The 14,997-nt window shown below is 49.4% G+C and carries 11 protein-coding genes; 7 read left to right on the top strand and 4 right to left on the bottom strand.

Features of this window, described 5'->3' with window-relative positions; genetic code table 11:
• Positions 1-110: 110 nt before the first annotated feature.
• Positions 111-1,784, bottom strand: a complete 1,674-nt coding sequence (gene ettA / locus MHM94_RS07090) for an energy-dependent translational throttle protein EttA (RefSeq protein WP_022945792.1) — start codon at positions 1,782-1,784, stop codon at positions 111-113.
• Between the two features lie 81 nt (positions 1,785-1,865).
• A complete protein-coding gene (locus MHM94_RS07085) occupies positions 1,866-2,753 on the bottom strand; it encodes a DMT family transporter (RefSeq protein ID WP_235419399.1) in 888 nt (295 codons plus the stop codon).
• 146 nt (positions 2,754-2,899) lie between these two features.
• Here MHM94_RS07085 and metA point away from each other — a divergent pair, with 146 nt between their 5' ends.
• Genes metA through metH form a run of 3 tightly spaced genes read left to right on the top strand, consistent with a single transcriptional unit; the run spans position 2,900 to position 7,529 of the window.
• A complete protein-coding gene (gene metA, locus MHM94_RS07080) occupies positions 2,900-3,847 on the top strand; it encodes a homoserine O-succinyltransferase (protein WP_022945790.1) in 948 nt (315 codons plus the stop codon).
• A complete protein-coding gene (locus MHM94_RS07075) occupies positions 3,837-4,892 on the top strand; it encodes a homocysteine S-methyltransferase family protein (protein ID WP_235419400.1) in 1,056 nt (351 codons plus the stop codon). Before metA ends, MHM94_RS07075 begins: the two co-directional genes overlap by 11 nt.
• A gap of 12 nt (positions 4,893-4,904) precedes the next feature.
• A complete protein-coding gene (gene metH / locus MHM94_RS07070; protein ID WP_235419401.1) occupies positions 4,905-7,529 on the top strand; it encodes a methionine synthase in 2,625 nt (874 codons plus the stop codon).
• A 50-nt stretch (positions 7,530-7,579) separates the two neighbouring features.
• Here metH and MHM94_RS07065 read toward each other — a convergent pair whose 3' ends face one another.
• Positions 7,580-8,143, bottom strand: a complete 564-nt coding sequence (locus MHM94_RS07065; RefSeq protein ID WP_235419403.1) for a hypothetical protein — start codon at positions 8,141-8,143, stop codon at positions 7,580-7,582.
• 4 nt (positions 8,144-8,147) lie between these two features.
• Positions 8,148-9,068, bottom strand: a complete 921-nt coding sequence (locus MHM94_RS07060) for a hypothetical protein (RefSeq protein WP_130148415.1) — start codon at positions 9,066-9,068, stop codon at positions 8,148-8,150.
• Positions 9,069-9,277: 209 nt separating this feature from the next.
• Here MHM94_RS07060 and MHM94_RS07055 point away from each other — a divergent pair, with 209 nt between their 5' ends.
• From MHM94_RS07055 to MHM94_RS07040, 4 genes are all read left to right on the top strand, one after another.
• Positions 9,278-10,567, top strand: a complete 1,290-nt coding sequence (locus tag MHM94_RS07055) for a class I SAM-dependent methyltransferase (RefSeq protein ID WP_235419404.1) — start codon at positions 9,278-9,280, stop codon at positions 10,565-10,567.
• A gap of 38 nt (positions 10,568-10,605) precedes the next feature.
• Positions 10,606-13,023: an ATP-dependent helicase HrpB gene (gene hrpB, locus MHM94_RS07050; protein ID WP_235419406.1), complete on the top strand. Its 2,418-nt coding sequence runs from the start codon at positions 10,606-10,608 to the stop codon at positions 13,021-13,023.
• Positions 13,024-13,171: 148 nt separating this feature from the next.
• Complete coding sequence (locus MHM94_RS07045; RefSeq protein ID WP_171041812.1) at positions 13,172-13,987, top strand: ABC transporter ATP-binding protein; 816 nt, start codon at positions 13,172-13,174, stop codon at positions 13,985-13,987.
• Complete coding sequence (locus MHM94_RS07040; RefSeq protein ID WP_235419408.1) at positions 13,977-14,972, top strand: iron ABC transporter permease; 996 nt, start codon at positions 13,977-13,979, stop codon at positions 14,970-14,972. The genes MHM94_RS07045 and MHM94_RS07040 overlap by 11 nt, the downstream gene beginning before the upstream one ends.
• Positions 14,973-14,997 lie beyond the last annotated feature (25 nt).

Below are 14,997 nucleotides of genomic sequence, written 5' to 3'. Positions count from 1 at the left end.
CACGATGGTCATCAAGTAGTGGCGCGTTAGCACAATCACAGTGCCATACATAGATGGATGCCAAGGGCACAAAAAAGCCCCATCGAGATGGGGGCTTTTTATGTGGTTAATTAACCAATCTTTTTATACTTAATGCGCTTCGGTTGTGCAGCCTCGGCACCTAAGGTTTTCTTCAGCCACTGTTCGTATTCGGTGTAGTTACCATCGAAGAAGTTAATTTGGCCTTCGTCGCGATAATCAAGAATATGAGTGGCGATACGGTCTAAGAACCAGCGGTCGTGCGAGATCACCATGACACAGCCAGGGAACTCGAGAATTGCATTCTCTAACGCCCGCAAAGTTTCAACGTCTAAGTCGTTGGTTGGCTCATCGAGAAGTAATACGTTGCCGCCTGCTTTTAGTAGTTTGGCTAAGTGCAAACGGTTGCGCTCACCGCCGGAAAGGTCTTTGACGTATTTTTGCTGATCATTACCTTTAAAGTTAAAGCGTCCCACATAGGCACGGCTTGGGAACTCAAAGTTGCCCACTTTCAACACATCTTGACCGTCTGCGATTTCATCAAATACGGTTTTACTCTCGTCCATGTTGCCACGGAATTGGTCAACGGTGGCGAGTTCAACGGTTTCACCTAGGGTGATTTCACCACTATCAGGCTTTTCCTCGCCGCTGAGCATTTTGAATAAGGTCGATTTACCAGCACCGTTGGCACCAATAATGCCGACAATCGCTCCCTTAGGAACGCTAAAATCAAGGTTATCAATAAGCACACGGTCGCCAAAGCTTTTGTTTAAGCCCTGTACATCAATGACCTGATCACCTAAGCGCGGGCCAGGAGGAATAAACAGCTCATTGGTTTCGTTACGCTTTTGATAATCGCCTTGTTGTAGTTCAGCAAATTGCGCCATACGCGCTTTTGATTTTGCTTGGCGACCTTTCGGGTTTGAACGTACCCACTCAAGCTCCTGAGCGATGGATTTTTGTCTTGCTTTCTCTGCTTTTTGCTCTTGTTGCAGACGTGCGTCTTTTTGCTCAAGCCAAGAAGAGTAGTTGCCTTCCCACGGAATACCTTCGCCACGGTCCAATTCGAGGATCCAGCCGGCCACGTTATCAAGGAAATAACGATCGTGGGTTACCGCCACTACAGTGCCTTCATAATCATGTAGGAAGCGCTCTAACCAAGCGACAGATTCGGCATCTAAGTGGTTGGTAGGCTCATCGAGAATAAGCATATCCGGCTTTTCAAGCAATAAACGGCAGATTGCTACACGGCGACGCTCACCCCCTGATAAATGCTCAATCTTGGCATCCCAAGCTGGCAGTCGTAATGCATCTGCCGCGCGCTCTAGGGCGTTATCAAGGTTGTGGCCATCGTGGGCTTGAATAATGGCTTCAAGTTCACCTTGCTCTTTGGCAAGCGCATCGAAATCGGCATCTTCCATGGCGTACTCAGCGTATACTTGGTCAAGGCGATCAAGGGCATTTTTAACTTCACTGACCGCTTCTTCTACGACTTCACGCACCGTTTTGCTTTCATCAAGCTCAGGCTCCTGAGGAAGGTAACCAATTTTAATGCCAGGTTGAGGGTGTGCCTCACCCTCAAAATCTTTATCCACGCCGGCCATAATGCGTAGTAAGGTCGATTTACCTGCGCCATTTAGGCCAAGTACACCAATTTTTGCGCCAGGGAAAAAGTGCAGAGAGATGTCTTTTAAGATGGTGCGTTTAGGTGGCACCACCTTTGACACGCGACTCATCGAGAAAATAAACTTATCAGGTAAAACCATGAAAGGAGCCTTTACAATGTGACTAATTTAAACTGCCGTTATTGTAGAGTCTCTATGGTGAAAGCGTCAACGAATGGCCCGTTAATTTGCCAATAATATGGCCACTCCAGCCAGCGCCAATAAACCGCCCACTATCATACGCCAAGTCACCGGCTCGCGTTTAAAAAAGCCAATCGTCATGACCATCAGCGGGGCAGTGGCAAAAATAGTTTGTGCAATAGCCGGGTCGGTATGCTGCACCGCCGCCAATTGCAGCCACAAGCCAACGAAGGTGCCGAAAAAAACAGCCACCAGCAGCCAGCGTTTGTTATCAATACCGTGCAGTCGAATGGCTTGGTATAGGTCGCTGCGTTTTATAATCATTACCAGTAAAGCCACGCTCAATGTGCCGGCAAGGAGGCGAATAAGGGCGGCCCATAGGCTACTCATCGACTCAGTATTCATAGCCCCTTTTGACATCACCATGCCACTGGCTTGGCACAAAGCCGCAAGTAATGCGAAAGCCACGCCTTGAAAGTAAAACTTCTTATCAACTGGGGGCAAGTGGCGTTGGGGTAATACCGCGAGGATCACCCCCACCGAAGTGATGGCGATGCCCAACCAGGCCAGTAGCGGTAAGTACACACCCAACAGCACAATATTAAGTATGCCAGTTAAGGCTGGCGCGAGAGACTCGATTATTAAGGTTCGTGCTGGGCCAATACTGCGCAGGGCGCCAAAGTAGGCGCTATCGCCAATGGCAATACCGATAACCCCACCGGCGATAAGCCAGCCCCATGAGGTGAGCTGCACAGGCATGGCGCCATCGCCAAGTAGCGCCATGGCAATTACCATCATTAAAGAAGCGAGTAAGCCTTTACTTACATTTAGTTGCAGCGGTGAAAGGTGATGACTGAAGCCTTTGTACAATAAGGTAGAAAAGGCCCAAACCACGGCTGCACTGATTGCTGCAATTTCACCTATACCCATCATCGACTCTTTGTTAGTTAATCGCGGGCATTATTGCAGTTAACTCATTCACTGCAACTTTATTTTGGACGTCTAAACATCTAGAGGTTGAAATTTCCAGTGTGGCGTTCATAATAGCCTCTTATCTTTTAATTCGGAGTACCGCCATGCCCATTACGGTTCAAGACGCTTTGCCAGCCATTATGGAACTGCGCCAAGAAAATGTATTCGTGATGCCGAAAAGTCGCGCTCGGACTCAAGAAATCCGGCCCATGCGCTTGGCTATTTTGAACCTGATGCCGAATAAGGTGGAAACCGAAGTGCAATTTATTCGTTTGCTGGCGAATACGCCATTGCAGGTCAATGTTGACTTACTGCGTTTAGATACGCATCGCTCTAGCGCCAACTCAGAGCAGCATCTGGATATGTTTTATCAGTATTTCTCAGATGTTAAAGACAATAATTACGATGCTTTGATTGTTACCGGCGCGCCCTTGGCTCACTTAGAATATGATGAAGTAGGGTATTGGTCGGAGCTACAAGCGTTCTTTGATTGGGCGGAGCACCATGTGACCTCGACGCTATTTAGTTGTTGGGCGGCGCACGCTGGGCTTTTCCATCATCATGGACTTAAGCGTCAATTGCAGAAAAATAAGTTGTGTGGGGTGTTTGAGCATCAGTGTTATTTTGACCATGCGGCGTTAACCCGGGGCTTTGACGATCGCTTCTTAGTCCCGCATTCGCGTTATGGCCATATTGATATTGCTGCGATAAACGCCTGTAAAGAATTAGTCGTGGTAGCAGGCTCGCCGAAGGTAGGTGCTTACTTACTTAAAAACCAGAGTGGTTCTCAGGTGTATATCACAGGACACCCTGAGTATGATGCCGATACCCTGAAAAAAGAGTATTTACGTGATTGCGATAAAGGCGCTGACGCACCGATGCCAGAAAACTACTTCCCTCATGGCGACCCAGCGCAAGAGCCCTCGAAAACCTGGCAAAGTCATGCCTTTTTGTTATTTTCGAATTGGCTTAATTACTACGTTTACCAAACCACTCCCTATGATATTAATCTGGTTAGCCAGGATGTAAGGACTAACAACTATGCCGAATAAACGTGATGCATTAACACTGGCCCTCAACGAGCGCATTTTAATTTTAGATGGCGCCATGGGTACGATGATCCAACAGCATAAGCTCGAAGAGCATGATTATCGTGGTGAGCGGTTTCAAGATTGGCATGTGTTGGTCAAGGGCAACAACGATTTATTGAGCCTCACTCAACCTCATCTAATAGCACAAATTCACCGTGAATATTTGGCAGCGGGCGCCGATATTATTGAGACCAATACCTTTAACGCCACGACCATTTCCATGGAAGATTATGACATGGCGAGCCTAAGCCGTGAGATTAACCTCGAATCGGCCCGGCTGGCACGCGCGGTGGCCGATGAGTTTACCGCTCGCGAGCCACACAAACCGCGCTACGTGGCCGGCGTACTGGGGCCAACATCAAAAACCTGCTCGATTTCGCCGGATGTCAATGATCCGGGCTATCGCAATATCACCTTCGATAAGCTGGTGGCCGCGTATATCGAATCGACCCTGGCGCTGATAGAAGGTGGTGCCGATCTGATTTTAATTGAAACCATTTTCGATACCCTCAATGCCAAAGCCGCTTCCTTTGCGGTAGAAGAAGCGTTCGAACAGGCTGGAGTGACTCTGCCGGTAATGATCTCCGGCACCATCACCGATGCTTCGGGTCGAACCTTGTCAGGGCAAACCACCGAGGCGTTTTATAATTCCATTCGCCATATTAAACCGCTCTCCATTGGCTTGAACTGTGCGCTAGGGCCAGACTTGTTGCGTCAGTATGTGGAAGAGTTGGCCAGTATTTGTGAAACCTACACCTCGGTGCACCCCAATGCAGGGCTGCCGAATGAATTTGGCGAATATGATTTAGAAGCCGAGGAAATGGCACAAGAAATCATCGACTGGGGGGAGCAAGGGTTTATCAATATTGTCGGTGGCTGTTGTGGCACCACGCCCGAGCACATTAAAGCCTTTAGTGATGGGCTAAAAAACACCGCTCCACGTACTTTGCCTGAGCTGCCTGTGCGCATGCGATTAAGTGGCCTTGAAGCCTGTAATCTCAATTAAGGGGCCAATAACATGAATAATACTGCAACTTTTACCAATGTCGGCGAGCGCACCAATGTGACCGGCTCGGCGCGCTTTAAACGGCTGATCCTCGAGGAAGATTACGAAACCGCGTTAGAGGTGGCGCGTGAGCAAGTTGAAAATGGCGCGCAGATTATCGATATCAACATGGATGAAGCCATGTTGGACTCTAAAGCGGCCATGGTCATCTTTTTGAACCTTATCGCTTCAGAGCCCGATATTTCGAAAGTGCCCATTATGGTGGACTCGTCGAAATGGGAAGTGATCGAGGCGGGACTAAAATGCATTCAAGGCAAGGCGATAGTGAACTCTATTTCCCTCAAGGAGGGGGAGCAGCCGTTTCGTCACCAAGCCAAGGTATTAAAGCGCTTCGGCGCCGCCGTGGTGGTGATGGCCTTTGATGAAACCGGCCAAGCAGAAACCGCTGAGCGGAAGTTTGCTATTTGCGCGCGCTCTTATCGCATCCTGGTCGATGAGTTGGGCTTCCCACCAGAAGATATTATTTTTGACCCCAATATCTTTGCCGTGGCCACCGGCATAGAAGAGCATGACAACTATGCCGTGGAGTTTATCGAAGGAACTCGCCGCATCAAGGAGAACCTTCCCCACTGCAAGGTATCCGGTGGTGTGTCTAATGTCTCTTTCTCGTTTCGAGGCAACAATCCGGTGCGCGAGGCTATTCACTCTGTGTTCTTGTATCACGCCATTCAAGCCGGAATGGATATGGGCATCGTCAATGCTGGTCAACTAGCGGTGTATGACGATATTCCCACTGAGCTGAGAGACGCCGTTGAGGATGTGATTTTAAATAAAGATGCCGGCGCCGGAGAGCGGTTGGTGGAATTAGCACCTAAGTATTCGGGCATGGCGCAAGCGGAGAAGGTTGAGGATTTACAGTGGCGCAGTTGGCCGGTGGCAAAGCGCTTGGAACATGCCCTGGTTAAAGGCATTACAGATTATATTGATGAGGACACCGAGCAGTGCCGACAACAGTTTGCTAAACCCATCGAGGTCATTGAAGGGCCGTTAATGGACGGCATGAATGTGGTGGGTGATCTGTTTGGGGCCGGGAAAATGTTTTTGCCGCAGGTGGTGAAATCGGCGCGGGTAATGAAGCGCGCGGTGGCCTATTTAGACCCTTATATTGAAGCCGAGAAACAAGAGGGTGAAACCAACGGTAAAATTGTCATGGCCACGGTAAAAGGGGATGTTCATGATATTGGTAAGAATATTGTTGGCGTGGTTTTACAGTGTAATAACTACGAGGTGATCGATTTAGGGGTGATGGTGCCCGCTGAAAAAATCTTACAAACCGCGATAGACGAAAATGCCGATATTATAGGCCTGTCCGGGCTTATCACTCCCTCGTTAGATGAAATGGTGCATGTCGCCAAAGAAATGAAACGCCGCGATTTTATCATTCCGTTGCTGATTGGTGGCGCGACGACGTCAAAGGCGCATACCGCCGTAAAAATTGAGCCCCAATATGATAACGGTGTGGTTTATGTTAATAACGCCAGCCGTGCGGTGGGCGTGGCGTCTAGTTTGCTAAGTAAAACCGCGAAAAGTGAGTTTTTGAGTAAAACTAAAGCAGAGTACGAGCGTGTGCGAGAGCAACAAGCACGCAAGAAACCCCGCTCTAAGCCCATAGGTTTGCAACAAGCTCGCGCCAATCATGCCCAGCTGGATTGGCAAAACTACACTCCGCCTGTACCTAAACAACTAGGAGTCCAAGAATTTCACTCGGTGTCAGTGAGCACCTTACGGCAATATATCGATTGGACGCCATTTTTTATGACCTGGTCTTTGGCCGGCAAATACCCGCGTATCATGAATGACGAGGTGGTGGGAGAGCAAGCGCGCTCATTGTTTGCCGACGCTAATGCAATGTTGGATGAGTTTGCGCGCCAAGGCAGCATTCAACCAAAAGGGGTGATTGGCTTATTCCCAGCAAACCGCGTGGGCGATGACATAGAAATATACCGCGACGAGCAGCGTGACGAAGTGATTTTACGTTCGTGTCAGTTACGCCAGCAAACGCACAAAAAGGGCTTTGCTAACTATTGTTTAGCCGACTATATCGCGCCTAAAGGTGTTGCCGACTACTTTGGCGCCTTTGCCGTGACTGGCGGGTTAGAAGAAGATGGCTTAGCCCAGGCCTTTGATGATCAAGGTGATGATTATAATAAAATCATGGTCAAAGCGGTGGCTGACCGCCTTGCAGAGGCCTTCGCTGAATACCTGCATGAGCAAGTGCGTAAAGTGTACTGGGGCTATGCCGCAGACGAGGCGTTAAACAATGATCAGCTCATTCGTGAGAACTATCAGGGTATTCGCCCTGCGCCGGGCTATCCAGCGTGCCCAGAACACACTGAAAAGGCTAAGATTTGGCAATTACTGAGCGTTGAAGAGCGCATCGGCATGAAACTAACGAGCTCCTATGCGATGTGGCCAGGTGCCGCCGTCTCGGGTTGGTATTTCTCACACCCTGATTCGAAATACTTTGCCGTGGCAGGGATTCAGCAAGACCAAGTTGAGGACTATGCCAACCGCCAAGGAATGACGCTAGAGGAAGCCGAAAAGTGGCTAGGCCCGAATTTGGGGTATGAAAATTAACCACAGGTTTTACTTTTTTGCGCCAAGTGGAACATGAGCTGGCTGCTCAATTACTTTGTATGATGCTGAGCAGCCAAAAGCGTTGCCAACTTCTGCTTTACTTGTTGCGCGTTGGTATCGGATGGTTGCTGAGATAGCCAGTCAACGAGTTCGTTGCGTACGGGGAAACCTTCTTTTATACAATGACTCTCATTTGCCACCCAGACATCGGCTGAGCCAATCGTGCCCCGGCCGTAGGCGCTGCATAGGGTGTAACCCTGAGCACTAATATGTTGTTCAATGAGATAGGTGTAGATTGGCGTGGCAATTAACATCAATACCAAGGTCACGCCGCACAGCTTAAACCAACCGCTGAGTAACCTATCACTTACTTGGGTATGAGTTGCTCGTAACCACAGTAAGTAGGTTAATACGGCAAAAACGGGGGTGGCCAATACCAAAGAAGGAGAAAAACTGCGCTCCCGAAAAGCCAGAACATGCTCCCCTAGGGCTGTACTTACTTGGCTCACTTCACTGAACGTTGCATAAGGGAGCAGTAAAGTAAGTACACAGAATAAAGCAAAAAAGCAGAATAGCTTTACTCTGTCCATCGTTGTACTTTGCACGTCTTCCATTGTGCTATCTATATCCGCCAGAGTAAGGAAGCCCAAATAAACGGTGCATAAACCCGATGGGGTCTTGTTCGTACCACCGCTGCGCCCGGTCTATTTCTCTCCGTGCTTGCTGAAAGCTTTGTTTTAAATCGTTTTCAACCGCTCTTAGACTAGCCGCTATTTTTTCTGCTATTGCATCAGTATCAATGAATGTATAGGCCAAACCAGCCAGAGCTGCGCCAACCACAACAACGGCAATCATAGGGCCAACGGCGACGGTTGCAGCCGTTCCCACAACGGCAGTTACCGCTCCCCAGGCAATGCCTGATGATGCTGCTGCGATGGCAACATCAACAGATAAACCACCAATAAAATCGTGCCATGTTTTGCTATCATCAATCAGTTGCTCCAAGGCATGAAACCCTGCAGAGATAAGAATCGTCAACACAAACCCTTGCTTAATAGAGCTTTGCGCTCCCAGCTTACCGATGCCGAAAGATACTAGCTTAGGATTGTTGGCTAAGTATCGGGTTCCCGTCAGGTGTCTTCTCAGGCCTGAGTAGCCTTTGAAAATAATGTAGTTTTTCCCAGAATATGACTTCACTTTGAATTTATCAAAGACTGAACCGCTACGCTGCATCTCTAGCGCAATCGCTGTCAAGGCGGCCACATCCAGCCCTAACGGGACGAGCCCTGAACCATTTTTAACCCAATCGCGATGCGCTCGCCAAAGCTCAGGTACAATATTGGCGCGTTCCATAATTGATTCGAACCAGGCGGCGATTCGCTCATTAGAATGACCTTGGGTGCGTTTTACGTTCACAGCGTAATCAAAAAATTCCCTGTCATTAAGATGGATAAAGTTATGCTGGTTGGACTTTAATAGATGAGCGAGTTGCTGATCTCGCTGCTTGTTTCTTAATTCTTCTCTTGCATTGATGAGCATTGAGGCCTCCATGCTATGTTCCTTTTATCGCTATTCTCATACAAGGCTGCGGAACAGTCAATCGCCAAGCTCATGTCTTATATGAAATTTTATTGAATTGTCAGCTTGTTGCAAAGCCCTCATTAGCTGAGCACAGTGTAATGCGCTGTAATGACACACCAAGAGGGGATTTGCTAACAATAGTGAATGTTTCCCTTTGAGCCTGACTTATGACCCTCAAGCAGTTACAACAGCTAGTCGCAACCATTATTGCAGCGCCAGTGGACGCTGGTGTTGTTAAGCAACCTATTCATGCTTTGGTTAACGCGTTAGAGCAAGAAAGTGGTGTTTCGTCGCAAGCAGATATGAATACATCGCACGGAACATATACCGAGCATGGGGTGGCGATTTCTCCGGTACAAGCTGCACGCTGCTCCTTGGAGCCACTGCGCACCCAAGTGTTTATGCAAGGGGTTGCGGCGGCTATTAACGATAAAGTCCACGGTGATAAAGTAGTCCACATCCTCTATGCGGGCACCGGCCCTTTTGCCACCTTATTATTGCCCTACCTCGCATGCCACCCCGAATTACCGGTGCGGGTAACATTGTTGGATATTCACCAGGAGAATATTGAGGCGGTCAAAAAATTGGTTGCACGCTGGCATATTGGGCATTTAATCAACGAATATGTGGTTGCTGATGCGACCTGCTGGCAACCTGGCGCGCAAAGTCGATTCGATATCGTTATTTCTGAAACGATGACAGCACTGCTTCGTCGTGAGCCCCAGGTATGGATATTTAAAAACCTCGTGCGTTATCTGCAAGCACAGGGAGTGTTAATTCCTCAAGTGGTTTCTTTGCGAGCTTGGCTAGAGCGCGCTAAAGAGCGGGTTTTGATTGATGAGTACTTTCGCCTCGATAAAGCGGCAGCACAGCGCTTAGCGCGTGATGATATTACCGATATACGTGGTGAGCTTGTTATTCCAGCGCAGCATCAAAGTGACGACCATTTTACGCTGACCACGGATATCCAAGTTTATAATCACTGCGTTTTAAGCGAAGGGCAATCGAGCTTAACCGTGCCATTTTCAGTACCGCCGCAGGCAACTTGCCTTTTTGCGGGCGCACACGTTCCTTTTCACTATGCCAACCCCAGGCAGGCCGATTTCATATTCGATTTTCCACACGATAAACGCCTAGCCGCACACACCTTACCCAGCATTAATGACTGTGCAGATCTCGGACTCATTTATATAAAGCGCGCGTTTGCGCAGTGTTTATGGGCAAAGCAAAACCAACAACCTAGATCACTTTCACCGTGTGATTGGCAAGGTGAGCTGTTTTTAACGCAGGCGTTAGGTATCCCCTTAGATATATGGTTTGCACACTTATTTAATGCCCCTGATCTGGCTAGTTTTGAATCTCGGCTACTACAGTGCTGCCCCGCATTACTATGCCCACAGCAAGTTATGGAAATGAACCGACAGTTGCTTGCTAAGCTGCACAGGCAAAATGAATAACGTACAATAGCGGCAAAGAGTATGAATACCTTGGGATTATGGCCTTACCAATAGAGCAAAGTTACCCGCAACTTGTTGAGCAATTACATCGTGTGCCTATGTGCCTACTGCAAGCACCACCTGGAGCAGGGAAGTCAACGTGGTTGCCCTTGCAGTTGCTTCGTGAAGGCCATTTTCGCCGCATTATCATGCTTGAGCCCCGGCGCTTAGCTGCGCGCAACATAGCGCGCTTTTTGGCTGCGCAGCAACAAGAAGCGGTAGGACAAAGCGTGGGCTTAAGATTGCGCCAAGAGACCAAGGTAAGCGCTGAGACGCGCCTAGAAATTGTCACTGAAGGGGTATTAACGCGCATGTTGCAGCAAGACCCCGAGCTCAGTGGTGTCGACTTAGTTATTTTTGATGAATTTCATGAACGCTCCATGGCGGCTGATACGGCATTAGCTTTTGCGTTAGAAAGCCAGATGTTGCGTGATGATTTAAAGATCTTATTGATGTCCGCCACCCTCGATGGCGAGCGCTACCAACGCTTTTTTGATTGCCCACTCATTAGTTCAGCAGGTCGCAGCTACCCAATAGAGGAAATCTACCGCCCCTTAGCGCAGCCAACGCAGTGGCTTGAAGCTATTGCGCCCACCGTAATCACAGCGCTGCAAGAGCAAAGCGGTAGCGCCTTGGTGTTTTTGCCAGGACAAAAAGAAATAAACTATGTCGCCGCGCAGCTCAGCGGGTTGCCCAGCGATATTGAAGTCCACACCTTATACGGCGAGCAAGACAAAGCCGCCCAGCAACGAGCGATAGCACCCGCGGCGCAAGGTCAGCGCAAGGTGGTATTAACCACCAATGTGGCCGAGACCAGCCTGACTATTGAGGGCATTCGCATTGTTATCGACAGCGGTAAACGTCGCGCCGCGCAGTTCAATCTAAAAACCGGTGTGAGTGAGCTGAAAACCGTGAATATCTCACGCTCCTCGGCGCTGCAACGGGCTGGGCGAGCGGGGCGTATAGAACCTGGAGTGGTCTATCGTTTAGGCAGTAAAGAGCAATTAGAGCGACGGGCGCAACATGATGCACCGGAAATATTAACCAGTGATATTAGTCCTTTAATGCTAGAGGCGAAGCTGTGGGGGGCCGATATCGAGCAATTACAGCTGCTTGACCCGCCTTCTGCGGCGCAGCAGCACCAAGCCTGCGAACTGTTACAGATGTTAGAGCTGATTGCTGATGGCAAACTCACCGCAAAGGCAAGAGAAATACATGCTATGGGCAGCGATTTACGTTTTGCCCATTTGCTGTACCAAGCTCAGCAACGTGAATCTCAGCATCCTGGTTTTGTGCACCTGGCGGTGTATTTTGTCGCCTTGATGGAGGCTCGGGTGCGTATTGATGCTGAGCTTGCTACCGCTATCAGTGCGCAACTGCATCGTCCTCACCCAGCATTTACGCAACAACTGAAGTACTGGCGCCAGCGTTTATCCTTGCCGGCGAACAAAGACTTACCTATGCACTTGCTGCCAGTGGTCGTGGCGTTGGCCTATCCTGACCGTCTAGCCAAACGGCGTGGCTCGGGTATGTTGCTCAGTAATGGTGCGGGGGTGAGTGCGTATCCGCAGTTGTGGTTGGATGAGCAGTATGTGGCCATCGCCGATGTTGGTGGCAAAGATGGCCAGCATATTTTTAGCGCCACCGCTTTTTCCCCTGCCATGCTGCAAACCCATTTGCCACATTTGTTTAGTGAGCGTCAAGTGTGCGAATTTGATATCAAATCAGGGCGTTTCATTAATGAGCAGCGCCAGCAATTGGGTGCAATCGTTATTGCCACTAAGCCCAGTGGCAAAAAAATCGATGCCCAAATGAAAGTACAGGCATGGCTGGAGTTAATACAACAGCGGGGCTGGGAGCTGTTTCAGCATCCACAGTCGCAGCAACTACGAGTGCGTATGTTACTGGCTAGTCAATTGCTTGGTGGCGAGTTTACTCTCGCCGATGAGGCGCAGCTATTGCGCCAAGCAGAGCAATGGCTGGCACCGTTTTTAGAGCATGTGGGGTCATTATCGCAATTACAGCAGTTTGACTATCGGAGTGCTTTGCTCAGCCTGTTAGATTATGCGAGCCAACAGCGCCTGGAGCAGCTCTTACCAAAGTCAATGACACTGCCTTCGGGTGCCAGTCATCGCATTCATTATCAACTAGATGGTCCGGCCAAACTCAGCGTCCGTATGCAGGAGGTTTATGGTTGGCAGTCAAGCCCGGAGTTGGCGCAAGGCAAGCTGCCGCTGCAACTCGAATTACTCTCGCCGGCGCGGCGACCGTTGCAAATAACCCAAGATCTTGCGCATTTCTGGCAAAGTAGTTACCGCGAAGTGCAAAAAGAGATGAAGGGTCGCTATCCAAAGCATTTTTGGCCCGATGATCCGAGTACCGCGCAGGCCACCAATAAAGTGAAAAGTAGAATGTGACGCGGTTTGTTGTCTATGTGCGTTTAGTTGCCCTAGTAGGTTGTGCGTACTATCACGCCATGTTGCCATAGCTTCACAGACGTCTGGATAGACAAAATTTACTTTGCGCGATAATGCTTTCATAATAGCTCTTTTCTGACCTAGCTAAGTGAGTACCGTGTTGCAACGCCCGTTATTACAGGTTAAAAATTTATCGCATCAGCTTGGCGAACATCGGGTACTTGAACGCCTTAGTTTCTCGCTTGAGCAAGGGGAGTTTGTGGGCCTGTTGGGACCTAACGGGGCTGGGAAATCCTCACTGCTGCGCTGCATTTATCGTTATTACCGCACTTCGGCTGAGGCTATTGCCCTTAATGGCGAGTGCTTACAGGCTCTGCCACAGCGCACATTGGCACAAAACGTAGCCGTGGTGCTGCAACAGCCAGAAAGCGATATGTCACTCACTGTTTATGAGGTGGTGACTCTTGGCTTATTGCCCCAAGGGGGCATGTGGCGTGCATTAACGCAGGAGCAAAAGCAGCGAGTCCATCAGGCTTTGATGGATGTAGGGCTGTGTAACTTGCAGCATAAACCCTTAGCCCAGTTATCGGGAGGAGAGCAGCAGCGCGCTCATATTGCTCGGGCCTTAGTGCAGCAGCCGCAGTTGCTGATCATGGATGAGCCCACCAGCCATTTAGATATTAAATATCAAATAGAATTGATGGAGCTGGTGCGTTCGTTAAAGCTAACGGTGTTGGCGTCATTTCATGACCTTAACTTGGCCTGTGCGCTGTGTGACCGATTGTTGATTCTTAAGCACGGTCAACTGGTCGCGGATGGTGCGCCAAAAAAGGTGGTGACCGAGCAACTGCTCAGTGATGTTTTTGGCGTTTGCGCAAAAGTCAGTGGTCATCCGCAGCAGCCCGATAAGTGGCCGCTGGTACAATATTTTTACGGCTATCAAAGGCATCAGCATGACGGTTAAATATGTTTTATCTCTGATTGCAGTACTTTTGGTTTTTGTGCTTAGTGGGTTGTTTGCACTTAAGCAAGGTGCCGTGAGTCTAAGTTGGCCGCAACTGTTAGCTGTACTCAGTGGCGAGGACAGTGATTCGCTGTGGCAGCAAATTATTTGGCAATTGCGCAGCCCTCGTGTTGGCATTGCCTTTCTAGCGGGTGGTGGGTTGGCGTTGGCGGGGGGGATTTTACAAACGGTCACACGCAACCCGTTAGCGGATCCTTACTTGTTTGGTATCTCCTCGGGGGCAGCTCTGGGCGTGGTCGTGACCATGGTGCTTTTTGGGGTTAGTGCCCCTGTGCTGCTGAGCCTCAGTGCCTTTGCAGGCGCCATGCTGGCCGTGGTGTTGTTGCTGATTGTGGCCTACAGTGTTCGCTATATGCAAAACTCCATTTTGGTGCTGGCAGGGGTGGCCTTATCTTTTGGTTTCAGTGCACTGACCAGCTTGTTGCTGTATTTTGGCGAGCCGCAGGCTGTGAGCGCGGTGGTCTTTTGGACTTTGGGCAGCTTTTCTGGTGCCTCCATGGCCATGTTGCTACCGGTGGGTTTGCTTATGGGCGTCAGCCTAGTAATCGTATGGCTGTTACGGGCGCCGTTAAATGCCTTGCTGCTCGGGGATGAGAGTGCCCATACCTTAGGTATTAATGTGCCGCGACTACGCTTAGCTATGCTGCTATTAAGTGCGCTGATCACTGCAGTGCTTGTGAGTGTATGCGGCGGTATAGGCTTTGTCGGGCTGATGATCCCCCATTTGGTGCGAATATTGGCCCCTCATGCAGGTAGTTATTTATATCCCGCGAGCTTTTTTAGCGGCGGGCTATTTATGGTGTGGGTAGATTTGGCCGCACGCACAGTGTTAGATAATCAAGAACTGCCAGTTGGGGTGATCACCTCAGCTATCGGAAGCATATTCTTTTTACTGTTATTATTTTCCCGTTATCGCACACAATAAAAAAGCCCCGCTCTGCGGGGCTTTT

This window comes from Pseudoalteromonas sp. CNAT2-18.1 (assembly GCF_022347865.1).
GTDB classification, from domain to species: Bacteria; Pseudomonadota; Gammaproteobacteria; order Enterobacterales; family Alteromonadaceae; genus Pseudoalteromonas; species Pseudoalteromonas ruthenica.
Note: the sequence above shows the minus strand (reverse complement) of the source record. Positions and strands in the feature narration are given on the sequence as shown.